22 protein-coding genes and 1 pseudogene are annotated in these 26778 nt (G+C 35.8%); 14 read left to right on the top strand and 9 right to left on the bottom strand.

Annotated elements, in window-relative coordinates:
* The first annotated feature begins 202 nt into the window (after positions 1-202).
* Positions 203-1681 carry a M1 family aminopeptidase gene (locus H5J24_RS07770; protein ID WP_068943665.1) on the top strand — a complete coding sequence of 493 codons (1479 nt, stop codon included), beginning with the start codon at positions 203-205 and terminating at the stop codon, positions 1679-1681.
* Between the two features lie 101 nt (positions 1682-1782).
* Here the strand turns inward: H5J24_RS07770 and H5J24_RS07765 are convergent, their stop codons facing one another.
* Positions 1783-3207: an aminotransferase-like domain-containing protein gene (locus tag H5J24_RS07765; protein ID WP_082811229.1), complete on the bottom strand. Its 1425-nt coding sequence runs from the start codon at positions 3205-3207 to the stop codon at positions 1783-1785.
* A 113-nt stretch (positions 3208-3320) separates the two neighbouring features.
* Between H5J24_RS07765 and H5J24_RS07760 the strand changes: the two genes are divergently transcribed.
* From H5J24_RS07760 to H5J24_RS07745, 4 genes are all read left to right on the top strand, one after another.
* Entirely contained in the window at positions 3321-3833 is a 513-nt protein-coding gene (locus H5J24_RS07760; RefSeq protein ID WP_068943666.1) for a hypothetical protein, read from the top strand.
* Between the two features lie 96 nt (positions 3834-3929).
* A complete protein-coding gene (locus tag H5J24_RS07755; protein ID WP_068943667.1) occupies positions 3930-4841 on the top strand; it encodes a helix-turn-helix domain-containing protein in 912 nt (303 codons plus the stop codon).
* Between the two features lie 88 nt (positions 4842-4929).
* Positions 4930-6135: an MFS transporter gene (locus tag H5J24_RS07750; RefSeq protein WP_068943668.1), complete on the top strand. Its 1206-nt coding sequence runs from the start codon at positions 4930-4932 to the stop codon at positions 6133-6135.
* A gap of 503 nt (positions 6136-6638) precedes the next feature.
* The gene (locus H5J24_RS07745) at positions 6639-6998 is read left to right on the top strand and encodes a prevent-host-death protein (RefSeq protein WP_068943669.1); all 360 of its coding nucleotides are present in this window, start codon (positions 6639-6641) and stop codon (positions 6996-6998) included.
* 763 nt (positions 6999-7761) lie between these two features.
* Here the strand turns inward: H5J24_RS07745 and H5J24_RS07740 are convergent.
* The 5 genes and pseudogenes from H5J24_RS07740 to H5J24_RS07720 all read right to left on the bottom strand — a co-directional run.
* Positions 7762-7902 (bottom strand): annotated as a pseudogene (locus H5J24_RS07740) (helix-turn-helix domain-containing protein); the annotation flags it as partial.
* A gap of 374 nt (positions 7903-8276) precedes the next feature.
* On the bottom strand, positions 8277-8936 hold the full coding sequence (locus tag H5J24_RS07735) for a helix-turn-helix domain-containing protein (RefSeq protein ID WP_232816191.1): 660 nt from the start codon (positions 8934-8936) through the stop codon (positions 8277-8279).
* Positions 8933-9958 carry a tetratricopeptide repeat protein gene (locus H5J24_RS07730; RefSeq protein WP_232816190.1) on the bottom strand — a complete coding sequence of 342 codons (1026 nt, stop codon included), beginning with the start codon at positions 9956-9958 and terminating at the stop codon, positions 8933-8935. Before H5J24_RS07730 ends, H5J24_RS07735 begins: the two co-directional genes overlap by 4 nt.
* A 122-nt stretch (positions 9959-10080) precedes the next feature.
* Positions 10081-10527: a helix-turn-helix domain-containing protein gene (locus H5J24_RS07725; protein ID WP_232816189.1), complete on the bottom strand. Its 447-nt coding sequence runs from the start codon at positions 10525-10527 to the stop codon at positions 10081-10083.
* Positions 10524-11717, bottom strand: a complete 1194-nt coding sequence (locus H5J24_RS07720) for a hypothetical protein (protein WP_232816188.1) — start codon at positions 11715-11717, stop codon at positions 10524-10526. The genes H5J24_RS07725 and H5J24_RS07720 overlap by 4 nt, the downstream gene beginning before the upstream one ends.
* Positions 11718-12126: 409 nt before the next feature.
* Between H5J24_RS07720 and H5J24_RS07715 the strand changes: the two genes are divergently transcribed.
* The 3 genes from H5J24_RS07715 to H5J24_RS07705 all read left to right on the top strand — a co-directional run bounded on the left by H5J24_RS07715 (position 12127) and on the right by H5J24_RS07705 (position 15690).
* The gene (locus H5J24_RS07715) at positions 12127-12729 is read left to right on the top strand and encodes a hypothetical protein (RefSeq protein ID WP_068943672.1); all 603 of its coding nucleotides are present in this window, start codon (positions 12127-12129) and stop codon (positions 12727-12729) included.
* Between the two features lie 380 nt (positions 12730-13109).
* Entirely contained in the window at positions 13110-15014 is a 1905-nt protein-coding gene (locus H5J24_RS07710) for a fibrobacter succinogenes major paralogous domain-containing protein (protein ID WP_068943673.1), read from the top strand.
* Positions 15015-15126: 112 nt separating this feature from the next.
* Positions 15127-15690, top strand: a complete 564-nt coding sequence (locus H5J24_RS07705; RefSeq protein WP_141395698.1) for a hypothetical protein — start codon at positions 15127-15129, stop codon at positions 15688-15690.
* 285 nt (positions 15691-15975) lie between these two features.
* On the opposite strand, the gene H5J24_RS07700 is transcribed toward H5J24_RS07705, so the two are convergent.
* Positions 15976-16203, bottom strand: a complete 228-nt coding sequence (locus H5J24_RS07700) for a hypothetical protein (RefSeq protein ID WP_232816187.1) — start codon at positions 16201-16203, stop codon at positions 15976-15978.
* Here H5J24_RS07700 and H5J24_RS26360 point away from each other — a divergent pair.
* From H5J24_RS26360 to H5J24_RS07675, 6 genes are all read left to right on the top strand, one after another.
* Positions 16163-16294 carry a hypothetical protein gene (locus H5J24_RS26360; protein WP_488153959.1) on the top strand — a complete coding sequence of 44 codons (132 nt, stop codon included), beginning with the start codon at positions 16163-16165 and terminating at the stop codon, positions 16292-16294. The two genes, H5J24_RS07700 and H5J24_RS26360, sit on opposite strands and share 41 nt — an antisense overlap.
* A gap of 31 nt (positions 16295-16325) precedes the next feature.
* A complete protein-coding gene (locus tag H5J24_RS07695) occupies positions 16326-18620 on the top strand; it encodes a hypothetical protein (protein ID WP_232816186.1) in 2295 nt (764 codons plus the stop codon).
* Entirely contained in the window at positions 18535-22503 is a 3969-nt protein-coding gene (locus H5J24_RS07690) for a DUF8202 domain-containing protein (RefSeq protein WP_232816185.1), read from the top strand. The genes H5J24_RS07695 and H5J24_RS07690 overlap by 86 nt, the downstream gene beginning before the upstream one ends.
* Before the next feature lie 401 nt (positions 22504-22904).
* Positions 22905-23234, top strand: coding sequence for a hypothetical protein (locus H5J24_RS07685; RefSeq protein WP_315095458.1), 330 nt, complete (start codon positions 22905-22907; stop codon positions 23232-23234).
* A 73-nt stretch (positions 23235-23307) separates the two neighbouring features.
* On the top strand, positions 23308-23634 hold the full coding sequence (locus H5J24_RS07680; protein ID WP_068943678.1) for a transposase: 327 nt from the start codon (positions 23308-23310) through the stop codon (positions 23632-23634).
* Positions 23635-24196: 562 nt separating this feature from the next.
* Positions 24197-25036, top strand: coding sequence for a M12 family metallopeptidase (locus tag H5J24_RS07675; protein ID WP_068943679.1), 840 nt, complete (start codon positions 24197-24199; stop codon positions 25034-25036).
* A 222-nt stretch (positions 25037-25258) separates the two neighbouring features.
* Here H5J24_RS07675 and H5J24_RS07670 read toward each other — a convergent pair whose 3' ends face one another.
* Positions 25259-25432, bottom strand: a complete 174-nt coding sequence (locus H5J24_RS07670; protein WP_167387009.1) for a bacteriocin-like protein — start codon at positions 25430-25432, stop codon at positions 25259-25261.
* Between the two features lie 259 nt (positions 25433-25691).
* The gene (locus tag H5J24_RS07665; protein WP_232816184.1) at positions 25692-26675 is read right to left on the bottom strand and encodes an alpha/beta fold hydrolase; all 984 of its coding nucleotides are present in this window, start codon (positions 26673-26675) and stop codon (positions 25692-25694) included.
* Positions 26676-26778: the final 103 nt, after the last annotated feature.

Genomic DNA, 26778 nt, shown 5'->3' with positions numbered 1-26778 from the left:
TTTTAACATATTTCTATTCACGAACCGATTTTTATCGATTTTTAACCTTCAATTTCGATATAAAACCCGTTGTAATCGTGAGTAAGTCAAATTTCACCACTGAATTTTACATTGATTATTCTTCTTTATTTTCGTTTTATTGATAACACCTTTCTTCTGTTTTTGGATTTTTATCTTACATTTGGAAAAAACGAACTAATCCATGATCAGAAAATTATTGTTCCTGGCACTCATACTGCCGTTCATTGCTTTTTCACAAAACAAGATCAATTATAAGGTTTATTATGATGCAGATCTTTCAAAGAATGGTTTAAAAGTTCAGGTAGATTATAAGCTGAAAAAAGCGTCAGATACTTTATCCTTCTATTATGCCAATGAAAACTGGGGAGAAAATGATCTTTTTAAAAACCTGGTCCTATTAAAGGAGGATAATCCTCATCTTACTTTTGAAATAAAGCCTGAAAGTAATGCCATAAAGATCCATCAGAACAAAGGAACCCAATTTTCTCTGACTTATCATATTAAACAGGATTTTACAGATCCTAATTATAAGATCTTCAACCGCCCCAGAATCAACAATGCTTTCTTCCATGTTTTAGGGAAAAATCTTTTTGTAGTTCCGGCCTCCTTTACAAAAATGCCGAATGAACAGGAATTTGAATTTTCTATTGAATGGTTAAATTTCCCTGAAAAGTTTAAGCTTCATAATAATTTTGCCTCTCAAGTTCGCAAGCAGAAAATCAAGGCTGTTCTTTGGGAAGGTTTTTACAATTCAATTTTTATAGGAGGCGATTACAGGTTTTATTCTTTTACAATACATGATAAGCCTATTTATTTTGCGTTGAGAGATCAATGGAATAACGAGTTGACTGATGAGTTCTTATTTTCCAATCTTAAAAAAGCCGTACAATCTCAAAGGGACTTCTGGCAGGATTATGATCAGGATTATTTTACGGTTACCATGACGCCCACTGTTTCTCAAAAAGACAGTTTATATAAAGGCTACAGTACTACAGGTTCTGCGATCAAAAATGCATTTATAATCCAGGGAACAAATAATCCCTTCAATAACAAGGATTCATACCGATATCTTTTTCATCATGAACTGATGCATGAATGGATCGGGAATACAATTCAAAATAAACATGAAGAACTGAATTATTGGTTCAGCGAAGGTTTTACAGATTATTATACTTATAAAAACAGATTAAGAATAAAAGATATTTCGATGGATGAATGGCAAAAACTCTTTAACAGCGAAGTCATCAAAAGCCATTGGAAAAACCCGGAAAGAAATATTCCTAATTATAAAATAAAGGATAACTTCTGGAAAAGCAGAAATGTAGAAAAGGTTCCCTACAGACGCGGGGCTATTTTTGCCTTCTGGCTGGATAATCAAATTATGCTGAAAACCAATTATAAAAAGTCCTTGGATGATCTGATGCGGGAACTATTGAAAATCTGTAAAGAGAAAAAAATAAAGTTTACGGATGAGCTTCTTCTTGAGCTTGCTCAAAAATATCTGAAACAGGATATTTCCTATTTCTTCCAAAAGCATATGATAAACGGCGAAGATATTGATCTTGCCAAGGAAAAATGGATCAATGGCTTTTCTTTCCAGGTTACTGATGGAATTCCTCTATTGGAAGTTGATAAGAATATCAGATATTTGATTGAATAAAGTAGAGAATTAACCACTCGTCCAATCTTTATCTTTGATCTGATACGAATATATTTGTCTTCCATTGTAATAATTGAGCTAATGAGACTTTTTCTTTTATTTTAGTTTCCATTGAGAATAAATTCATGAACTTTTGTTCCTGCTTCTTCTAATAAACGAAGGCTTTCGGAAGTAATTCTTTCTGAAAAGACAACCCGAAAATGGTGATCATACTTATCTGTAAGAGAAAATGTATTTCCAGGTGTGAATAAAATTTCATGCTTCTCACAATACTTATGAAATTTTTTCATATCCATATTGTCCGGCATTTGTGCCCAGATACTGTATCCGCCTTGAGGTCTGTGAAAATAGGAGCCCTCCGGAAAAGATTTCTTCAGCACCTCAAGCAGCTGAATAGCCTGCTGATTTAATTTTTTACGAAATGAGCGCAGATGTCTTTCATAACTATTCTCCTGTAGCAATTTCAGGATAAGTTCCTGGTAAAGCGGAGATACAGACCTGCCCAATGCAAATTTTGCTCTTTCTGCTCTTGCATAAAATTGCCCGGCATACAGCCAGCCCAAACGAATTCCGGGAGCCAGCGTTTTTGAAAACGAAGAATAGGTCATCACCCATCCTTTTTCATCAAAACTTTTAATACTGGATGGACGCTTTTCTTCAAAGTAAAGATCTGAATACATATCATTTTCGATAATACATACCTGGTGATCTTCCGCAATTCCCAATACATCCTTCTTAGTTTCATCACTCATCCTGATACCGGTTGGGTTATGGAAATTCGGGGTAATGATAAGAGCACGGATATCGTTTTCTGAACAAACCTTCCGAAAATATTCAGAATCAAAACCGTTTCTATAATGAACAGGGATCTCAATAACCTTCAGATCCAGATTAGCAATTACTTCCAAGATAGAAAATACACACGGGCTATCCACTGCTACTACATCTCCAGCCTTGGTTACAGAGCATAACGCAATCGTTAATGCCTGCAGAGCACCATCTGTGATGATCAACTCATCAGGATTGAGCCGGGAGCCATATATTCCCATTTGCTTTATGATCTGTTTCCTCAGTGCTTCAAGTCCATTGGAAGGATAATACCTCAGTAAAGAAGCTCCTTTTTCCCGAATTACTTCCTGCATGGTTCTTAAAATCAGCTTCTGAGGAATTAAAAGATCACCGGGCACAGCCGTATTGAAGGAACTAGATTCTGAAATTCTTTTGGAGGTCAGCAGTAGATTTTTCATAAACCCCTCATCCCGAACTACCGCAGGAAGCTTAATTCTGATCTCAGGAATATATTCTTCTTTTTTTTCTGTTACAAAATAGCCTGAACGTGGGCGGCTTTCAATTAACCCTTTAATCATCAGATATTCGAAACCACTTTGTACGGAACTTATACTCAGATTATACTTTTCTTTTATTTCCCGGATGGATGGCAGCTTATCTCCGCCCTGTAAAATTCCGTTTCTGATCTGCTCTTCTATGATTGCTGTAAAAGCCTCGTATTTGTAAATTTTCATCATCTCTCATTAATCTGTACTGAACAAATTTACAAAATTAGAATCTGTACCGGTTATATTTTAACGATCTGTATCCTTTATGAATGCGTTAATCTGATAATTTTGAAGAAAAAAGAATGAATATTGTTTCAAAATTTACCATAGGTTCCGACGAGGGTGTTGATGATCTTTTTACCATCATTAAATCTGCTGTAAACACTACTTATAAAGAACTTATTTCAGAAGAGGAGATCCAGCATTATATAGAAAACTGGGATCCCAGGAAAATGATTAATGAATTGAATAATCTTTCTAATCAGCTTATTATCATTTATGCTGATGAGAAACCTATAGGGTATGGTATTTTAAAAAGCGGTTCCGGATATCCAGGTTCTCAGAAAGGAAAAAGATTCACACAACTTGATTTTGTTATTCTCGAGGAATATAATACTCCTGAGACCCGTGAATCTCTATGGAAAAAATGTCGTACTGCAGCTTCGTTCACGGATATCATCTGGACCAATGTTCTTGCTGAAGATCCTTTATTGGAGTTTTTGAAAGAGTCTGGATTTGTTATTAAAGAAGATGCTCAAACAATTCCTTTTCAGCTTCCTTCTTATATCATAGAAATGCAGATCAGTAAGAATTAGTAAGGATCTTATATCAATATCAATTATAAAAACTATCAAAGGCAAATCTGAAAAACGAAAGATTTACCTATCTTTGATTTTTATAATTCTGGAAAAATGAGTGATCAACTGGAAACCATAAAAGACTACTACAAACGTACCCGCAGAAACATTCTCGAAATATCTGATGCTGATCTTGAGACCGGAAAGACCCATTTCAACATCATTCCGAGGAAATACTGCAGTTTTAAAAGCCCTTATAACCGACGTGATTATTATAAAATCTGTTTTATCATAGGAAAAGGAACGGCTCATTACGGAACTCATACGACGTATGTTGACCGCCCAGTTCTCTTTTTCCCTTCCCCTAATATTCCTTATACCTGGGAATGTGAAGATGACTTCCAGGAGGGGTTTTCATGTTTATTCAATCAGGAATTCTTTAATATCAATTCAGAGTTTAATCTGTTTAAAAAGACTTCATTATTTAAAGAATGGAGTAACCCGTTTATATTTCTGAATGAGGAACAGATCCAGCTGGCTACCATGTATTTTGAGCAGATGTACAAACTGAATCATTCCACCTATCCTTTCCGCTGCAGCGGTATTAAAAGCAACCTGGCTTCAGTATTGCATCTTGCCCTTGAAAATCGTGTTGAGGATGTGAGTCTTAATGAACTTCCTGCTAATGTCCGCCTGTACAGACTGTTTGATGAACTCCTGAATAAGCAGTTTCCTCTGGATTCGCCAGCCTATCCATTAGCTTTAAAAACCGCTTCTGATTTTGCAGATCACCTGAATGTGCATGTCAATCATTTAAATTCATCTGTAAAATCGGTTACAAGCCTTACTACCACTCAGATTATTAAAGAAAAAATATTTGAAGAATCTAAGAACCTGCTGAAATATACGAATTGGGATATTGCTCAAGTTGGCTACACGCTTGGTTTTGAACAGCCTTCCCATTTTAATAATTTCTTTAAAAAGCATGCCGAGACTTCTCCTTTGAAATTTAAGAACTCTTTCTAAATATTTGAATTTTGTAATTTTTACTTTGTCTTTTAAAATTTAATTTTCTATTCTTGAAGTATTTTTGCAGAGTAAAAAATGAATGAATATGTTGAGAGAAGCATCTGAGAAACGCATCAGATTAATAACCATTATGGCTTTCGTGTCTATCCCGCTTTCAGGGTTTGTCACTGATATTTACCTGCCATCCTTTCCTTCTATGGCCAAGGAAATGATGGTTTCGGAAAAAGATATACAGATCACTTTAACGTCTTATCTGTTGAGTTATGGAATTTCACAGCTATTTGTGGGTGGAATTCTAGACAGCATCGGCCGCTACCGACCTAAATTACTTGCTTTATTGGTTTTGATCCTAAGCAGTATTTTTATTACAATGACCAACAGTATTTTATTAATATGCCTGCTACGTATTCTTCAGGGAATTGCTGTTTCGGTACTGGTTGTAGCTACCCGCGCTATTTTTGTAGATATTTATGATGCTGAACGGGTAAAGCATTACCTGAGCTATTTTACGATTGCCTGGTCCTGCGGCCCTATCCTCGCTCCTTTCCTTGGGGGTTATCTTGAAAAGTTGTTTAACTGGCATGCTAACTTTTATTTCCTTGCCTTTTATGCGGGTTTTTTATTCCTGTTCGAATGGTTTTTCAGTGGCGAGAGTCTTCCACAGAAGAAAAAGCTGGATCTTTCAGAGAACATCAACCTGTATTCAATGATGCTTAAAAATAAGATCTTCATGTTGGGGATTATTATCCTGGGATTAAGTTATTCTATTGTAATGCTCTTTAATATTACCGGGCCTTTCATTATTGAAAACACCTTCCACTTTACTCCTGTAGTGATTGGATATTGCACTTTGATTTTAGGATTTTCATGGATGATTGGAGGCTTTATAGGAAAACGAAGATTGGGACTGGAATTTAAATCAAGAATTCTATTACCTATTATCCTTCAACTGATCCTGATTGCCGGATTAATCACTACCAGCTATTTTGCGGAGAGTCTTTATATTATGATTCCTTTTGCCTTTTTTATTCATATCTGTTCGGGGGTTTTATTTACTTCATTCTTTACAACGAGTATGTTGTATTTTCCTAAGAATGCCGGAACAGCCGGTGGGCTGATGGGCGGACTGGTATATGTTATCACTTCTGTGACCAGCTTTATAATTTCCGTAAGCGGAACAGTAACAGAACAAAAAGACCTTTCCTGGCGATACCTTATCATTGCAATACTGCTATTGGGAGTGATCCTTTTTATGCATCAAGCGGTTAAAAAAGAAAAAGCAGAGAATTGATCTCTGCTTTTTTATTTCAATTACTGGTCTATTATTGATAAAGAAGGAATTATAAGATCAGGATGCTGAAACTGATGTAAAAGGTCACAATCAGCAAATAGAAATATCCATTTATCTCTAAACATCCCTTTAAATTAATGGAATATCAGTGTTCTTCATTTTTTGCAGCGTATACCTATGCAAATTTATTAGTTTTTGAGTATTTTGAGAGTACAACATGAACTATAAGTTTAAATATTTTCTTTGAAGTGAAATATTTAAATTCTAAAAATAATTTTAAAATGCCCTTGCAATAGTATATTTGATAGCTTTACCATAAATCTCAAGTAGGTATTAATCCATTATATTAATCTTCTCATACTTTTTTTTTCAATAAAAAACTTTATCTTTACTCATTCATTTCAATCACAGATAATGTATTATCATGATTATGGGAATGATCTATTAACAAGGCAATATTATTTGGTATAATGAAGCCTATTTTTACTAAAATTTAAATTATAATGAATTATAAGCTCGAGCTCAATACTCAGGAGCCTAACTCTAAAATTGTTTTTCACAACATCATATTTGATACCTTCAAAATCAATATTGTTGAAAGATATATTGGGGCAATGAATTTCCGTCCGAAACTATCTAATGTTTTATTTAAAGTAAGAACTTTAGACAATCAACTTATTAACCGGAAAGATGGTAATATAAGGGTGAAAATTAAAGATGACAACTTTGATACGTATCAAAGATTAACACAGGCATTAAATTCTTACGAATATAAAAATAAGCTGATCAACAGGCAGGAAACGGATCAGAATTATGTACATTTTATATTGAGCCTGGTTATTGCAAACTATAATCTTAATTAATTTTTTGCACTTGATTCTTCATTGATGCCATCTCTTTTGAGCTCAATCTTTATCAATTTATCTTCATCATTGGATAGCTTATACTTTCCTATGAAATAAAAAATTTTTACCGGAGAATTTTCACTGAATTTCACCACTGAAATCATTTGAAACAATCAAATAAGCCTGGAAGCTTTGAAAACTTCCAGGCCATATTATATTTGAATATAATTGGTATTATTTCTTATTCAATCTTATCATTGATTAAGTAATTTCCTACAGGTTTTCTTATATCCTGCCGTTATAACTATTATTCCTTTCAAAATAAACCCATTATCAGCCAGAGTCTTTTCTAAAGGAATCTCAGTTGAAAATTTTTGTATAATAATCAACTATACTTATACAACAATAATTATTTTTCTCAATCTTATTAAAAATAAAAATTTTATTATATTATCCCCATTATACAATATTAAATTTAAAGAATAGGTAATATTAATATATCTTAATTTCCATTTTACCAATATGAACTAATAATTTAAAAAGCAAATGAAATTTACAATAGAACTTATTGATATCTACAATTGCCTAATAACATAATTTGTATTAAATTTGCAACCGATTCTCATGTTTAATTTGAGTTTTCATGGTTATTAGTTTTTATCCTCGAAGTCATTCGGGGATTTTGTTTTTATACTGGTTTAACAAAACATAAACTTTTTCTTAATTATCTTACTTGGCTTATAAAATAGTTTCAAGCTGTTTTCATCAACTAGAATAAATTTTAGTATTTGTACTGTTTGCGGAAATTACCCGGCGTTTGTCCTGTCCGTTTTTTGAAGAATTTTGAAAATTCAGAAGGATCATAAGTGAACTTTCTCGCAATTTCAGCTATGGCCACCTCTTCTTTTACCAATATTTCTTTTATAAGGTTAAAGTAATGATGATGGGAATCGTAATTTGAAAAAGATGGAGTATTCTTTCATCATTTATATGTAAATAAAAGCTGTACCGTGTATTAGTGCAGCCTATTTCGAAACGAAATATGGCCTGATGATGAATAAACTATATGATTACGATAAACCTACCTTTACAATAAATAGTATATATGACAATTTCTGAATTATTCCATCTATCACAGAAATCAAATACTTTAATTACTAAATACTTACATTAAAAACACAGTTAACTATTATAAAAAAATACGAAACCCTTATAGCGTTTCGCATTATTATAGCTTAAATATTGTATAAGAACGTTTCTTTTTAGCAGACTAGCTTGTTTAAATTACAATAAAAATCATACTACCACTTTCAATTGTTCCACAAAATAAGAAGGTGTAAACCCTGTTTGCTGTTTGAAAGCATTAACAAAAACCCTTGGTGTTACATACCCGCACTCTTCTGCGAGGGAAGCAATCTTATACTCTCTGTAAACCGGGTTGTCATAAAGCATCTTAATAGCATAGTTGACGCGAAGTTCATTAATGTAGCTTGTAAAACTATGATTTTTATAAATCTTAATGACTTCCGACAGATATTTCGGATTGGTTCCCAAGCTATTCGCCATCCAACTAAGGCTCAGATCCTTACGAAGAAACTTCTTTGAGCCTTCAAATTTTTCAAGTTTAAGAAGCAGCGCCTTTATGGTTTCGTCTGTAATGGTAATAGAGGATTTTATTGCATTATTTTCGGTAGTCTTCTCTTGTACTGGTTCTCTTGTACTGTTCTGATTTTCAAGATTCATTTTAACGATCAGATCATCATATTTTTTACGGATCATCTTATTGCTTCTTCTTCGGTATATCAGCATGCCTGAAGTTATAAAAACAAGAACAATAAAAGAGATAAGAACAATTGTTTTTATCTTTTTATCTCCGGCAATCTTAGTCTCTGAGATCACCTTTTTAACAGGAGCTTCCACAGCATCTTTTTCTGCGGAAATAATACTGTCATTCAATTTTGAAAAAGATCAAGGTATTTTTGTGAAGTTGTATTATCTCCAATTCCCAGGTAAGATTTTGCCAATACCATATATCCGACTCTTCTATTATAAGGCATGCTGTTAGACTTTTCCAAAACCAGCATATTATCTCCATATTCTATAGCTTTCCTATAATCTTTTTTCAGATGATAAAACTCTTGAAGTGCCTGATATAAGTCTATTTTTGTCTCAGGATTTACTTCTCCTTTAATTAAATCAAGTTGTTTAAGAGCTTCCATAAAATGGAATTCAGACAACTTGATATTCCTTCCTTTATTTCTGGAGTCTCTGTAATGAATTCCCAGGTTCATATTTACTGATACCAGCATATCAATTTTTTTGTCTAAAGGAACCTCTTTACTGGTATCGCTTATTTTCAGAGCCTCTTCCCTACTTTTATCAAGATAATACAGTACTTTTTCATCTGATCGTCCTTGATAATATGGAGCAAAATTATAATAAACCAAAGACGTCTGATAATGCTTATGATCTGCTTCAGAAATCAACTGCGCATATTTTAGAGCCGTTTCATATTCTTTCAGGCTCTCACCATATAGCCCCAAATTTTCGTATAGTATTGCTCTTTTATTATATAAAGTGGATAGTGTTTCATAATCTTTCTGATTAACGGCTACATTTATAGCTCTGTTTGATATTTTCAAAGCTTTTTTATAATCATAATCCTGAGAATAAATTAACATTATATTTTTTGTTGCTTCCAGTTCTCCTTTCTCACATTTCATAGTATTGGCAAGTTCATTAGCCTTTTGAAGGAGTCCAAGAGCTTCTTTAGCTTTTCCGTTGTTATTAAGAGAAATTGCCTGATCTATTAATTGATCTATCTTTTCATTTCCAGGACATAAAATTTTTCCTGCATGGATCATGGAGAAACATAAGAGACACAACAGAGAGATAAAAACAGTCTGTAATCTTTGAAAGAAACTTTTACTGTCTGAACAAATCAACAAGAATATTTGCAAATATAATTTTTCATTCATAAAATGATATGTTATAATAAGTTAGCAATTATTTAATTTAAAACACTAATAATCAAACTACTCAAACATCAAAAAATACTTATTATCAAGACTCCTGGAGCTGATGGTAAATAAATTGATCATTATGCAGAAGCTTTCAATTGTTCCACAAAATAAGAAGGGGTAAAACCTGTTTCTTTTTTGAAAGCATTCACAAATACACGTGGCGTTGTGTAGCCACATTCTTCCGCCAGATAAGTTATCTTATATTCCCTGTAGATTGGGTTTTCATAGAGTTTCCTGATGATATAATTAATGCGGAGTTCATTGATATAACTGGTGAAATTATGATTTCTATACCCTTTAATGACCTCAGAAAGGTATTTTGGATTGGTATTAAGATGATTAGCCATCCAACTAAGGCTTAAGTCCTTACGAAGGTATTTATCTGAATTTTCGAATTTTTCAAGCTTAGGCAGTAGTGATTTTACTGTTTCGTCTGTGATCACAACTGATGACTTCGATTCATTATCTTTAATATCTGGTAACGGTTCTGACGCTTTCTTTTCATCATTGATCTTAGTAATCAATTCCTCATATTTCTTATGAATGATCCTTTTTTTCTTCTCCAAAGGATAATAGTAACCACTGTTGCCATAAGAATGAGAATACCAATGATCATCAACTGTTTTTTTGAATTTTCCTTATGCCCGTTATCTACTTCTGCAACCATTTTCTTTATTGTAGTATTGGCATTTGTTCTCCCTGTAATCGTTATACTATCTTTAAGGTTGGTATATTGCCTCATATAATATTTAGATTTTTCCTTCTCTCCAATTTCCATATAACAGGTGGCAAGGAATTCAAAAGATTCCACTCTTGAAGAAGGACGGCTTTGCTGTTTTTCCAATTGCAATGAACGATTTGCATAATCAATAGACTTCTGGTATTCCTTCTTTTCCATATACAGCCAGCTCAGCTGATTAAAAAGCGTGGTTTGTGAACGGATAGGCAAACCATTTGTTTCTTCCTGGAGTTTTTCTGCTTTCAGAAGATTTTTTTCAGCCAATCCAAGATTTCCTTTTTCATCAGAATATTCAAGATAGAATATACCGAGTCGTATGTAAATAAAAATAACTTCATTATACTTAATCTTATTCGATATTTCTCCGTTATTATCTTTTATTTTTTGTCCGGCATCCAAAGACTTATTAAGATAGTATAAAGTTGAATCTTTGTATATTTTTTTTTCAAATTGATGATTCATACTGGCATAATAAGAATGCAGGTCCATATAGCATTGAGTCTGTCTCAAGTATTTCCGATCAGGATTCTTTATTGTTTTTGCAAATTCAATGGCTGTTTCCACATCCCTTTTACTATCACTATCGAGGCCCAGATACATTAAAGCCAATGCATTCTTTCTATATATACTGGATATAACCCCTGTAGGGTCATCTTTTCTATCTTTAATTATTTTCTTCAGCTCATTTCCCAGGGCAACAATCTCCTTATTTTTATCTTGTTCACTATATGTTGCCATTAAATAATCACTACTTAATAAAACCCCTTCTTCAAACTTTATTTTTTCTGATTCGAATTTAAGTTGCAGCAATACAGCTTCCTCTTGTTTTGGATTTAGGGAAGTATTCTCTTTGATATATTTCAACTTCCCAATAATCACCTCTTTTGTCATGGATCCAGAATTCAGAGGTTTTGCATTTTGGGCCAATGCTCCATAAAAAGACAAAAGGATAAAAAGTAAATAAATTTTCTTCATTTCAGTAAGTTTTAACTAGTATTTATGATAATAACATTATCAGTAATCTAATCTCAATATGAGCTTAAGGAAACTTCAATGCAATTATTACTCTATTTTTTATTTTAAATATTAATAATTATCAACCTTAAAATTCAATGATTCATTACTCTTCATAAGGTTGATTCTTTTTAACAACAAACCTTATTTATATTTATCATTTGCGCAAATTTAATGAAATATATACCCCAAAAATTCAAATACCTAATTGGGATTTTTTAAATTTTATTAAAATACATTAACATCATGCAACTAACTGATTTACAGTATAGCAAATTTGTAAAACAGATTAAACAGTACATGAAACTTTCCGAATTATTCATGTATCAGACTTGTACAGAGATTATGGCAGTCATAATATTGCATCAAAATGAAAACCGATTCTGAAAATAACATGATGAACCAACTCTTCTCTCTGCATTCATTTGGAGGGAGGAGATTTTTCTTATTCGTCTTACTGCTGATCAATTTTCAGATCATACAGGCTGTTTGTAACCATGGCGAATCCCCTTCATTAGAGGCTCCAAATATATCAACCGCTATTGTTATATCAGAGGGCACCATAGTTTCAGGTATGGAACAAATATATGTTTCCCATCCAAAAAAGGAAAAAATAAAGAAGGTTTTCAAAAGAAAAAGCACATTCATATCCAGCAAAAGAAAGCAAAAGAAAGAGGTGAACCTTTCTCAGCCTATTAAAAACAGTCATAAAACCATATTAATTTTCAGTAGAGATAGCCAATCAGAAAAATCTTTATTGGCGCTTTCTGAGAATGAAAAGCAAATTATCAGGCCACAACACATGATGAAATTCCTTCTGCTTAAGCCTGAAAGCAAAACATCTGTTTTATTCCATTTGCTGGATATTTATCTGAATAAAATCCATAAAAATCATGGGTTTTCTCATCTTAGTTTTTCTCAAAACTTCAACCGTCCTCCCCCTCAGATTCATTCCATTTTTCCGCTCATTTAATTTAGGTATCAAGCAGCCTTTATTCAATGAAAAATTTACCCTAATTCATCCTTATTTGCCAGGTTTACCTGATGCGAACAGGCTGTACTATTTATTAAATCAGGCACAAGATTCATAAGCAAAGTCTCATTAACAGCGCCCCTTTACAAAGTTCCCCTTATAAAATCACAGGTTGCAATTGGGAAAACTATACAAAATTGGCCTTAGATAGCATTTTTAAATCCTTCAATCCACTGGATATCCTCAAGAATATCACCTCATATAACCATTTGGGTAGAGATTATAAAGCAACGGAACTATAAGCCTCATCCTTACACAAACCTCTTGAATGAATACCCCTCAGGTTTCATCCTGATTTTAAACTTAAAAAACCTTTTAAAATGAAAAAAAAACCAATTTTATTAACAGCATCTCTTATAAGTGCAACTATTTTTGGACAAGTAGGCATCAATACTCCCAACCCGCACCCCAGCGCTTCTCTGGAACTTGCTTCTACCAATAAAGCCCTCTATCTAAACAGAGTAGCCAATCCTTCGATTATTACTGATCCGCAATCAGGAATGCTTATCTATGACCTTAATGATAAATGTGTAAAAGCCTACCAAGGTAATCCTGCGGGATGGTCAGGGTGCATTGTTGGAAACGGAGGACTTACCGGATCTGTTACCAGCCTTAATTGTGCCAGTGCGTATTTCACTCCAAGCTTTGCCACTGTCGGACAGACTTATAGTGGAACATTAACCATTCCTTATACTGGTGGTAATGGCGGAATATATCCGTCACAAACCACTACAGTAAAAGGACTTACGTTTGACCTTCCATTAGGAGTTTTTGCCAACGGAGATGGTAATGTGGTATATCATGTTACGGGAATTCCTATCACAGCTGGAACGACTCCGGTTAACATTACTATTGGCGGACAAAGCTGCTCAGGAGTCAATGCTATATCCCTTACAGTAAATCCCGCAACAGGTAATCCTGGAGGTATATTGCCTGGAACCGTTACATTATCAAAAAACCAAATATATTGGGTAGCATCTATACTAGACAGTGATTACTTACCTTATACAGTACCTACAACGCCTGCAAGTACAACAAGACCTGTAGCTGCTGACGGAACTGCAGACGTTCCAGTGGATGTACAGGGAAGTATAACCACTACAGGCACTACAGTATATATCCCGGCTACTGTTACGGGGAGTGGAGGCACTGTGTCAGCATGGAGCAATACCATTACCGTTCCGGCAAATCTCACAGAGAATGGTGTAGCAACACAGGTAACATTATCCTGGGCATCGCAAGCCCTTACAACTGCCAATAACAGCATTGCAGCTACCATAAAAACCGTTGGGAATGATTTACTTGCCAAAAAGTTAGACATCAATGCAGGGATAGGAAATGATTATCTGGGTATATTGTTAGGAACCTTCCAATATCCATACAATTCAGCAGGGAATCTCACTACTTATGAACTGCGCGATATACCGGGAATACCAGACAGAATGTTTGGGCAGATAAGCAATGGCGTATATGAGCATAATTTCCTTTACTTACCCATAACAGCAGAAGATGGTAAAGTGTGGCTGAACAATAACCTCGGAGCAAACTATGCCAATGTTAATGACCCCAACTTTAACCTTACCCAACAGGCAACAGAAACAAAAGATAAAAATGCCATGGGCTCCCTCTTTCAATGGGGCAGAAAACCGGATGGACATGAACTCATAATCAGAAATGTTAGTCCTCCTGACCCTACTTTCAATCCACCCGCTTCATATTATGACTCAACATATAAATATGGAACTCTTCAGGGACAAGCAACAACATGGAGCCCTACGACTCCTAATAGAATAAACGCATATGGAGCAACTTCTTCCAGTGACTGGTTATTGACAACAGTGACGACACCAGCACGAGCAGGCAGATGGTTGGCTTCTTCTCCCAACAACCCATGCCCTCAAGGTTTCAAAGTACCCTCACAGGCAGAATGGTCAGCATTAATGGCTGCTACCGGTGGACAAAATGTTGCAAGTAGTAAAATGTATGCAAGTAATAGCCCATCAAAATTGAAATTAACAGGAGGCGGACATAGCAATGCTGATGCTATGCAAGTGACCACTCCTACTATTAACGACTATAGCTACGGTTACTATTCCATAGGAGACTCAGGAGTTTATAACAATAATTTTGTAACCCATATATGGGCTGCCAGATTTGTAAATGGTGGTGCTACAGATGACACTAGAGTACAATATACCAGATCTGTACGTTGCATCAAGGAGTAAAATAAGCTAAAATCCATCTGTCGTTAAGCAGGCACTTTCCACCACCATGTATAACATGTGTAAATAGATTATTCTTCTGCTTAACGGTTCTAAACCTAAATAATTTAATCATATGAATAAATATATAACGCTTATACTCATCATGATGGGGAGCTTCGCTTCCTGTCAGGTTGGTATAGGCACTGCTACACCAAACTCAAGCTCAGACCTTGACTTGGGAGATGCCAATAAGGCTCTTTACCTCAACAGAGTATCCAATACCAATTCCATTAACGATCCACAGCCAGGCATGATGATCTATGATGTATCTGAACACTGTATAAAGGCCTATCAGGATAATCCGGCAAAGTGGTCAGATTGTATGGAATCAGTATCTGGAGTTGTTTCGGGATTTACCTGTGGTTCCGCGTCATTCACCCCAACAGCTATCCAAGGAGCAACCTATAATGGTACATTAACCATTCCTTACACAGGTGGTAATGGAGGAACCCATCCTGCACAAAGCTTTATTCAGAATGGACTTACGTTCACTCTTGCAGCCGGAAACTTCAGTATAGGAAACGGAAACCTTATATATAGTATCAATGGCATTCCTATTACTTCAGGAAATACTTCAGTGAACATCACGATGGGAGGAAAAAGCTGTAGTGGATTAACATTACCTGTAAATCCATAAAACAATAAAAAATGCCTAATAGATCTGAAACTAAGAAGATATTCCATTCAAATCATATAAAAACCTATTTAAAAAATCATGAAAAAACAATTTCTGCCCATCGCAATTTTTCTTGCTGTATCGGGCATTGTAAAGTCTCAGGTTGCCATAGGGAAATCGACAGTAACCAATACTTCGGTCTCCATGGAATTTGCAGACACAGAAAACCGGGGACTGATACTCCCCCTACGTAGAAACGAAAACAGGCATTACAAACAACGGTACCCTTATTTATGATACTGCCGACTACAAAGTAAAATACCTGAAGGATACCGGAACCTGGACTGATCTAAGTATTGATAATACCGGCACAGCCAGTCTTTCGGCCCAAACCAGCAAAACTGAGTCTACAACTGCAAAATCAGTCATCGGATCAGCCGCTGCCACAGACACTACTCCGGGGATATTGGTTTTATCCGATCCCAACAAGGCGATGATATTACCCAAAGTGGCCAGTCCGCACCTCAACATCATTGACCCCGCTCCCGGAATGATGGCTTATGATACAGTTAAACGACAACTTGCCGTATACAACGGCAAAGTCTGGACCTTTTGGAAGCCTTAATTGAATACATACAGCTAAAAACTATTACATCATGAAAAAACAAACCGTCTTTTTCTTCATATTGCTCATCATAGGTAATATGATGATTTCGGCACAAAGCTGCAACATTAATGCAGGAGCCAATGCCGTCATTTGCGGCACGTCTGCCAATCTATCGGGAAGTCCGGGAGGAAGTACAGTTGGAAATCCATTATGGACCCTCGTCTCGAAACCTTCCGGAGCTCAGGACCCGGTTATTGTAACTCCTTCAGGTTATAATACCAACGTCACCGGAATGACCTCTCCCGGAAATTATGTATTCCAGATTGCACAAAACTGTACTACCGGAACAGCAACCTCACAGGTAACCATTACAGCTCCGGGAGATGTTTCATCTTTTACTGCCGGGCCTGATATTACCAATATTTCTGCCAATACCGGAACAGCAACGTTAAATGCTGTAATCCCAGCAGGGTATACAGCTTCATGGACTTACTACAACATTTATAATAAGGAATATTATAACCAGACCACGACCACAAATGCTACTATGTCTAATACAACTACAGCAGCCCCTACTCTGACTCTTATCAAGAAAGCCAATCATGATATTGATCCAGCTTATCGTGCGGTATTAAGAATAACATCCATCAACAATCCAAACTGCTGGTATGAAGACGATGCTATTGTCAGGTTCATTCCTAATCCACAAATCAGTATCCCTGCTATCAATAACAGATGCTATCCATCAACAGATACCAACCGATACATCAGTTTGAGTGGAACGTCTCCAATGTTTGCAAGCAATACAGCAAACTCATCTGGTAATCCTGCATTTGGAACTACAATTACCATGAATGTTATCAGCCAGCCAGCAGGAGGTAATATTTCATTTTATCAAATCAGGAACAGTTCAATTTACTTCAATGGAGTAAATGTTACCGGAGCTTATGTATTCACCATAACGGTCACCAATGCCAATGGAACATATACTACGCCTCAGATTACCTACAATTACAATGGAGCTGATCCCAAACTGGTAAGCTTTATTGATGCTTCATATCCTGAACAAATGCAGTATTATTCTGCAAGTGGCACTGGAGGTGCTGTCTATTGTAATATGGCAGGGACAACAGTACCTATTACCATCTATTTCAAGATTGACCCCTCAGATCCCGCAACGCTTACCTCCACAGTAAGTAATTCTGGGATTGCTCCTCCTGGAGGAAGCCCCACTTTGATTTTGAATGGAGCAGGGACGATGAACAGAAATGTAGTAGTAACTCCACCTGCCGGAGGTTGGCGAGTGGGAACTTATGTGGTTAATTTATCTATTAAAAGTGGCGTCTGTGGTAATAGTCAGGATTATTACATTCATATTTCAGATGGTAACCGTCCAAATGTGGCTATACCCAATACTACAATCTGTTATACAGGATCAGGTATTGTAACGGCTACTGTTCCTTTACCTGCCATATATCAAGGAATGGTTAATACTAGTTATCTTCAAGGTTTTTTGGGTAAATATGATCTTACCTTAGTTTCAAAACCGGCAGGAGCTGCTATTCCTGTTTACGAAGCAAGTAATCTTAGAACACTTACCAATACTTCTACCACGATAAGTAACCTGGATAAGCAGGGAGAATATGTATTCAAAATAAAGCCTGTTCCTAATGCAGGAGGAGTAGACCCCAGATTCCTTGATAAAGAATATACCTGCTCAGGAACTTCTCCGGAGGGTACATTTTCTATATTTGTATCCCCACAGGTAAATGCTAATGCAGGCTCCAATCAAACCCTTGGAATGGGCGCTTCAGAAGCATCTCTCAATGGAAATAATCCTGGAGCCTCATCTTCAGGTTTATGGACCTTGGTTTCAAAACCAGTAGGTGCTCCAGATCCGTTGATTACCAATCCATCTTTGTACAATACCACTGTTACAGGGCTTATCAGTTCAGGAATATATACTTTCAGATGGACTATCACCACCGGTACTTGTACAAGTACCAGCGATCTTACTATTACTGTTACAGCCCTTGGTCCCGGCGGAGTTTCCGGAGCTGATTTCTGGGTAAAATCAGATGATGCAGGAACCATTGCTACAGCATGGAAGGACCACTCTGCCAATGCAGACCATATTCCGAATGTGGGTGGAGTGACATTATCTCCGGCGGATAGAAATCATAATTTTAACCCTTATACTACCGGGTACACCGCTTCTAAATTCTTTCATAATCCTACTTCGGCAATGAACCCTACCAATGCTGAGCTACCTAATATATCTCAGTCCATTTTTTTCAGCAGTAAGGCCTACAACAGCAGGAACCGGACGTATTACAGGAATTGATGATGAAGCAACCTATGGTTCCCAGCCTGGAGTCTCCATTGCGAATGGAAAACCGAGACATTATGAATACCTGAATGTTATAACCTCTACAGATTTTTCTACAACATTTAATTATGGTATTTCCAATATTTTCTCAGCAATAGCAAATAATTCAGTTACCAATGGAGGTACATCTACTTTTTCGGGTGGAGAAAAAAGGTTAGGACTGAATGGTGCTTATGAAACAACCTCTTTCAATAATTCCAATAAATTCCAGCTATATGGCCGTAATCTAAGAGTAGGCCATGCCGGCTGGGATGCATCAGGTGCTTTCCCTGGAGATATTATGGAAATTTTATGGTTCAAACGTACTTTAACAGTAAATGAACAGTCCAGAATAAATTCTTATCTGGCTGTAAAGAATGGAGTTACATTGAATGAGAATTACCTTTCCACAGCCAGCGATGTAATATGGGACAGAACCCTTAACATTAACTACAACAATAATATTTTTGGTATTGCAAAGGATAATCTAACCTTATTACACCAAAAGCAATCAGGAAGTACGAATAACGGCCAGAAACTCGTTATTTCCACCACAGGATTTGCGGAAAGCAACGCTACCAACACTACAGGTTTGGCTAATGACATGCAGTTCCTAATGACAGGAGATAATGGTTTGAAACAAAGCTTTACAATGCCATTATCTTACACCATTGGTTCTAATGGTGTGGTTAATCAACGTTTTGAGGCTATCTGGAAGGTACAGAATACCAATAACGTAGGAATCATAACAGTTGCATGGCCTAAAGGCTTGAAAAACCTGTACCTTGTACAGTCTACGGATGCCGCTTTTGATGCAACTGATACCTTTACTTCAATGACTACAGAAGTTACTGTAAATGGTGTGGTATATGATACGGCCAATGTAGTATTGTCTAATGGACAGTACTTTACTTTTGCAGGCTTTGTACAGGCACCAGGTGGAGTTGTTGGACCTGACTTCTGGGTTAAATCAGACGATGCAGGAGCTGTTGCTGCTGCATGGAAAGACCACTCTGCCAATGCAGACCATATTCCGAATGTGGGTGGAGTTGCCTTATCCCCAGCGGACAGAAACCACAACTTCTATCCGTACACCACAGGATATACTTCTTCTAAATTCTTTTATAATAATGCAGCATTAATGAACCCATTAGGCAATGTAGAGATGCCTAATACCAACACTTCTATCTTTTCAGCAGTAAGACCAACTACAGCTAATGGAACAGGACGTATCACAGGGATCGACGATGATACAAATGCTGCGGAACCAGGAGTTTCGATTGCCAATGGAAAACCAAGACAATATGAATTTTTTAATACCATAACTTCCTCCGATTTTTCTACAGCTTTTAATACTGGTATTTCCAATGTATTTTCTGCCATAGCCAATAATACAGTTGCTAATGGTGGTACATCCTCTATACCCGGTGGAGAGAAACAATTAGGACTCAATGGTTCTTATGAATCTTTTTCAGGCTTTCCTGCAGGTAATAAGTTCCAGATTTATGGTAAAAACCTGAGAATAGGCCATGCCGGTTGGGACGCACCTGGACCTTTCCCTGGTGATATTATGGAAATCGTATGGTATAACCGCTTGTTAACAGCCAATGAACAATCAAGAGTAAACTCTTATCTTGCTGTAAAGAATGGGGTTACATTGAGTGAAAATTATCTTTCTACAGCCAGCAGTATTGTATGGGACAGAACCACTAATGCTGGTTATAACAGCAATATCTTTGGTATTGCTAAAGACGATTTCACAGCATTGGATCAAAAACAGGCAGGAAGCGTGAATAATGGACAACAACTTGTTATTTCTACAACAGGATTTGCAGATAGCAACGCATCGAATACTACAGCATTGGCCAATGATTTACAATATCTTATAACAGGAGACAACAATTTGAGACAAAGCCTTACTATACCATTAACTTATAGTGGCGGTTCGAATGGAGTAACCAACTATCGTTTTGAGTCTGTGTGGAAAGTACAGAATACCAACAATGTAGGAACAGTAACAGTAGCATGGCCAAAAAGTGTGAAAAATCTTTACCTGATACAATCTCCGGATGAAACGTTCGATACAGCAGATACCTTTACTCCAATGGCTACGGAAGTAACGGTAAATGGAATTGTATATAACACTGTAAATGTAACATTAGGAAACGGGCAGTTCTTCACTTTTGCAGGTTTTGGACTTGCCCCGGGCGGAGTTGCCAGTAATCTGTCTTATTGGTATAGAGCTGATAAAAATGCAGATAATACAGGAACCGGAACAGATGTAACCGGATGGACAGACCTATGGAACGGAACTACAGTTTCACAAAGAGTAACTAATGCACTTCCTAAGTATGCTGTAGGTACATCAAGTTATTTCAACTTTAATCCGGGGATTAACTTTACAGCGATTAATCAGACATTAGGTAATATAGTCGTACAGACAGTTACCAATACCAGCAATGACATATTTACAGTTACCAAAGAAGGAATGACAGCACCAAGCAGTCCCAATCCACACTTCCTAAGCATAGGGATGGATAATATAAACACGACTATTTCAAATTGGGATTATATGGGAATGTATCCTACTACCAATGTAATAGAAAGAAGAGTTGTAGGTGGTGGTACACAAATGGTTAATTCTGGATTAATTTACTCCAGTACAATACCGAGCATTATGTACAATACCTTTACCAATACTACATTAGCAAGAGGGCTTAATGGTGCTGCAAACGCTGCTCCTGTAAACTATACTGGTGTAGGGCTTGCCTTAGGAGGACATATATTTGGAGACACTCGTTGGACAGGCAGCGGAAGTGACAACGGAGGTTTTATTGGGAATCTCGGAGAGACAATCATTTATGGTTCTGGTAACCTAACAGCCGCAGAACGTAGAAGAGTGGATTCTTATCTTGCCATTAAATATGGTATTACACTGGGACAGGTTAATACAGAGCACTATCTGAATACAGATGGAAACACGGTATGGAACGGAGCGACCAATACTACATTCAACAATAATATCTTTGGAATATCTCGTGATGATATAGAAGCATTTGAACAGAAAGTGTCAAAAAGTGTCAATGCAGGAACAATTCTTTCTGTTGCTACCATCAATGACTTTGCTTCTCCAAACCAACTTGCAGCACGAACAGGGTTTGCCAATGACAAAACGTATTTCCTATTGGGAGACAATAATGTCACGACAACACCACTTGTCAACATCACGATTTCTGGAAATATAATGCAGAGAATCCAGAGAACTTGGCTGTCTCAACGTTCAAATACTCCAGGAAGTCTATATTTTGAGGCAGATCTTTCAGCTTATGGTTCTGCTTTCACCTCTGGAAACAACATTCAGATGATTGTAGCTGATGATAATGCTTTCACCACAAATGTTAAAACTATTGCTGGAGTATTTACAGGAAGCAAATGGGTATTCATGAATGATTTCAATGCGGATAATACGATAAGATACATCACTTTTGCTGAAGCAAAGACTTATTGCTATAAGCCTGGAGCTCTCCCTACTGCCGGCAATCCTGCATTGTCTACTAAAGTGGGTATTACCGCTCTTGGAAGAGCCGGCGCCGGAAGTACAGACAACTGGCCAATGGTAAGAAAAGGCGGATGGCTGGCGATGGAAGCCAAAACCAAAGGTTTTGTCCCAAACAGAGTGAAGTTTAACGCATCCAATCAACCTGTTGCAGCTGATGGAATAACTCCGGTCATTACAACTCCTGTAGAAGGTATGATGGTGTATGACACCACCAATAAATGCATGAAGATGTACACTCTTAAAGAAGGTGACACTTCCATGGATTGGCATTGCATTTCTACACAGGCTTGTCCTGATTAAGAAGTACAGTGATTTTATTGATAGTTCCTTAGCTCCGGAAAGTTTTCTACAGCACGGAGCTAAGTCTATCAATTCTAAATCAATTAATTATAAAATTCTATAGGATGAATTAGATGATAAACACTAAGAAATATGATGATACAATGCCTGATGAATAATGCAGCATTATATCCTCACAACACTTTAGGTTCTGAAACACTAGATAATAATAAAAACTGATAATAATACCCTATCAATAATATTTTAACGGTAAGGCATTAATTGATCACCTATCATAATGTCCCCCCTTTATAAAAGAAATACAGCTTATGAATTCAAATTTTAGAAATATTCATATTGGAAACTTCATACACCTACGGGTTAAAGAAAACAACATTGACGTACCTCGAATCTGCAACTTTATGAAATGTACGGAAATTGAAATCAACGAAATGTATATGCAGGAAGACCTATCCACCGATATTTTATTAAGATGGAGCAAACTGCTTGAATATGATTTCTTCAGACTCTATTCTCAACACTTGATCCTTTATGCTCCTCCTTCTGCTCCTGTTCGGGAATCCGAGACTTCAAAACTTCCCCGTTTCAGGAAGAACATCTATACCCGGGAAATGATAGAATTCATTTTGGAATTGATTGGTAAGCAAGAGAAAACTAAACGCCAGGTTACAGATGAATATGGAATTCCCTACACCACTTTATGCAAATGGATTGCAAAACATAATATGTAAAATCTCTTATCAGAAATGAAAAGCTAAAAGTATTCACAAATAGATAATAGATCCAGAATTTTTAAATAATGTAATGAAAAAACAAAGTCAACCTAATTATAAAAGAATCTATTCAGATATCATTGAGAAGAAATTCCCTCATAAAAAAACAGAATGCGAAAAACTATTGGAAAAAAAAATGCTTTCTGCCATGGATATTATGGAACTGAATAATAGAGTTTTTGGAACTAAAGACCAAAATCTTAAAAAGATGAATCAGAAACTTCGCTCCTACAATGAATCGGATATTCTGCGCATCCTGGATTACCAAAAAAATCATCGAATGAATAATCTTCAGGTAGCCGAACATTTTGGGCTGAGCAGAAATACAATGACCAAATGGCGAAGAATGTTTCAATAACTTACAAATCATCAATTATTTTATTAAGAATATATTGAAAAATACTAAAGGAGTTCTAAGAAGAGCTCCTTTACTCATTTTAAAACTTTCATAAGTCTTTTTCTGGAAGAAATAATGATTTGAATTGGTGTGAATTTCTGCTGAAAGAATTACAGAAAAAAGAATTTATTGATTGACTTAAATTGTTAAAATTAAATTAAAATGAAGAAAAATTTTAATATTTAAATCACTTAATTTTGATTTTTTAAGAAATACTTAAGAAAAAAGGAGATATTTAATATAATTTTATAGCACTCTATTGACTTAAATTCATCTAATAATTATTATAAAATATCAATATGGAATTTTGTTAAAATTAAAATGAAATTTTTTAACATCAATCATATTCCTTTAAGGAAGGGCTATTGGAACAAATGTAGTATCTGTGTAGATGTAACAAAAATTAAATTTACAAAATAAAATAGCAAAGAATATCGATTTTTATTATAGTTTTAATTCCCAACAATATGATTTCTTTTCATATCGTTAAAAAAAAAGAACCAAAATTAAAAATAACAATATTATGAAACTACACAAGAAACTCTTATTAGGGTCTTTTATTTCAATGGCTATGGTATCATGTAATACTACAAATGATAGCGTAGACGAAAAAACTACACAAGAACAAGGTCTCTCTATGCTGCAAGCAATCTCCCCAGCGGATATCCCTGCAGGTTTCGAAAACACACATATGTGTAAAGATGTTTATCTTCCCGGAGAAGGATATACCCCAGGAGCGGCTTCAAAAGGAGCAGTTGTTACCAGTAAGAAATGGCCTAATGGCAGCGTGATCACCGTAAGTCTTAATGGCGGAACTACTAAAGTTCGTAACAAAGTGATGCAATATGCTAACGAATGGTCTCAATATGCCAACATTAAATTTAACTTTATCACCAGTGGAACAGCACAGATCCGTGTTACCTTCACTGCCAACGCAGGGTCTTATTCATATATAGGAAAAGACGCTCTTAGTATCGCATCCAATAAGGAAACGATGAACTTTGGCTGGTTTAATGATTCAACAAGTGATTCAGAATTCAGCAGAACGACCATCCACGAATTCGGACATGCACTGGGAATGATCCACGAGCATCAGCATCCTCTGGCAGCTATTCCATGGGATAAGCCAAAAGTATATGCCTATTATGCAGGAGCTCCAAACTACTGGTCTCAGGCTCAGGTAGATAATAACCTTTTTGCAAAATATTCAACTTCCCAAACTCAGTATAGTGCTTATGATAAATTATCTATTATGCACTATAGCATCAGTTCAACGCTGACTACAAACGGATTCAGTGTTGGTAATAATACTGTTTTATCTGCTACTGACAAGCAGTTTATTGCATCAGTATATCCAAAATAAGAAATCCACTTATCTCATATATAAGTCTACCTTGTGTAAAATCAGGGTAGACTTTGTCTGTTTGTATTATAACGCCTAAGACTAAAATTCTAAAGACTTTTTATAACAATAATAAAGTTTCTCTATTTGGATTGATTCGTTTTTCCCAAATATAACAAAAGCCACCTAGAGAAGGCGGCTTAATTAGTTGTTTTATAATCAGAATATTCTGATAAAAATTAGTTAGAAATTTCTTGTGACAGGAACACATCCGCAAGCACAGTCCCAAATGTCCTGCTCTGGAATACATTCATAAATAGAAGCACACATATAGATATATCCCACTCTGCAAAAAGTTGGACCTGCTCCTTTGATAGACTTCATACTGTCTCTTGTGATTTTCTTAAGATTTTTCATAGTTGTTTATTAGTTTGTTAGTTTTTAGAACATATCGTTCTCATTTCCAAATATAACTAAATAAAACTATTTTCAAAATATTAATATATTTTATTGTCAACAAAGATGGTTTGTGTATTATTGAGTACCTATTGTTTTTTGTGGTACTGCATTTCTTTAAATCTCTGAAAAACCTTTATCCTGTATACAAACAAGATGCTCATGCGAGAAACCTAATTTTTCTTTCCAATATTTTCAGCGAGTAAAAGGATCTCTTTATTTATTGCATCAGCATTTTCTTTTTCGTAATGATCGTACTATGACTTGCGTTCATAATCATTTGTTTTCCATTAGAAGAGAGCTCTTTTAGTTCTTTTTGCATGTCAAACCATAATTGGACTTGTTTTTCAGGGTCAATTCCTGATTTTCTGTATTTTTCTTTTTGGGATTCTTTATACTGTTCTGTAGCAGTAAATACCAACACAGGTAATGAATCTAAAGCCTTTGATTTACCAGCCCGCTTTAGCACATCATTAGTAAGTTCATTCTCTCTTAAAAACATACGATAAACATCACCAGAATAATTAGTGAGCAATTGTGAACGGCCATACAATTCTTTGGGTAAACCATCACCTTGATACGGTGCTTTACCCATTGTTTTGTTATAAATACCCAAAATGCCTAAGTCTGCAAGGATAGATCCTACTTCCAATAATTTTGCCTGCCCTTCAGGAACCAATTCTTTCTGAGCTAATCGCTTCCATTGTTCAGGATGACTTGAATCTATGAAAACAATTCCTTCAACTTCGTTTGGATAAAGATCCCTAAATATTCTACTATAAGGTCCTCCCATAGAATGACCCACCAAAATGTACGGTGGTTTTTCTCCAATTCTCTCTAATAAGTCATGAAGCTGATGTGCGTAAAATTCAGGAGATATATGATCACTATTACTTGATTCGCTAAACCATTTTCCATCTCTGTCATATCGGATCACTCTTGTTTTGTCTTTCAACCCTTCTGCTATCCAGTGCAGCATATCTGTATTGCTGTGTGCCCCAGCTTCCATAATAATAGTAGGCAATGATTTCTTTTCACCTTCTACCCTCACATGAATGTTGGTTCCATTCACATTAACTAATTGACCTGGTGGAACTGGTTTTGAACTCAATAATCGGTAACACATCCCGGAGAGCAGTAATAATATTAGAATTCCTATTATAAGTTTACCCGTAAACTTCAATATTTTCAGCGTTAATTTCATAGTTATTTTTAAATTTCATATTGACAATGGCGGAAATGCCGAGACAGAATCTTTCAACTACAATAAGCCTATGGAATCTTTGGGATGGGCATCGTTATTAATT

Source organism: Chryseobacterium capnotolerans (assembly GCF_021278965.1).
GTDB classification, from domain to species: domain Bacteria; phylum Bacteroidota; class Bacteroidia; order Flavobacteriales; family Weeksellaceae; genus Chryseobacterium; species Chryseobacterium capnotolerans.
Note: the sequence above shows the minus strand (reverse complement) of the source record. Positions and strands in the feature narration are given on the sequence as shown.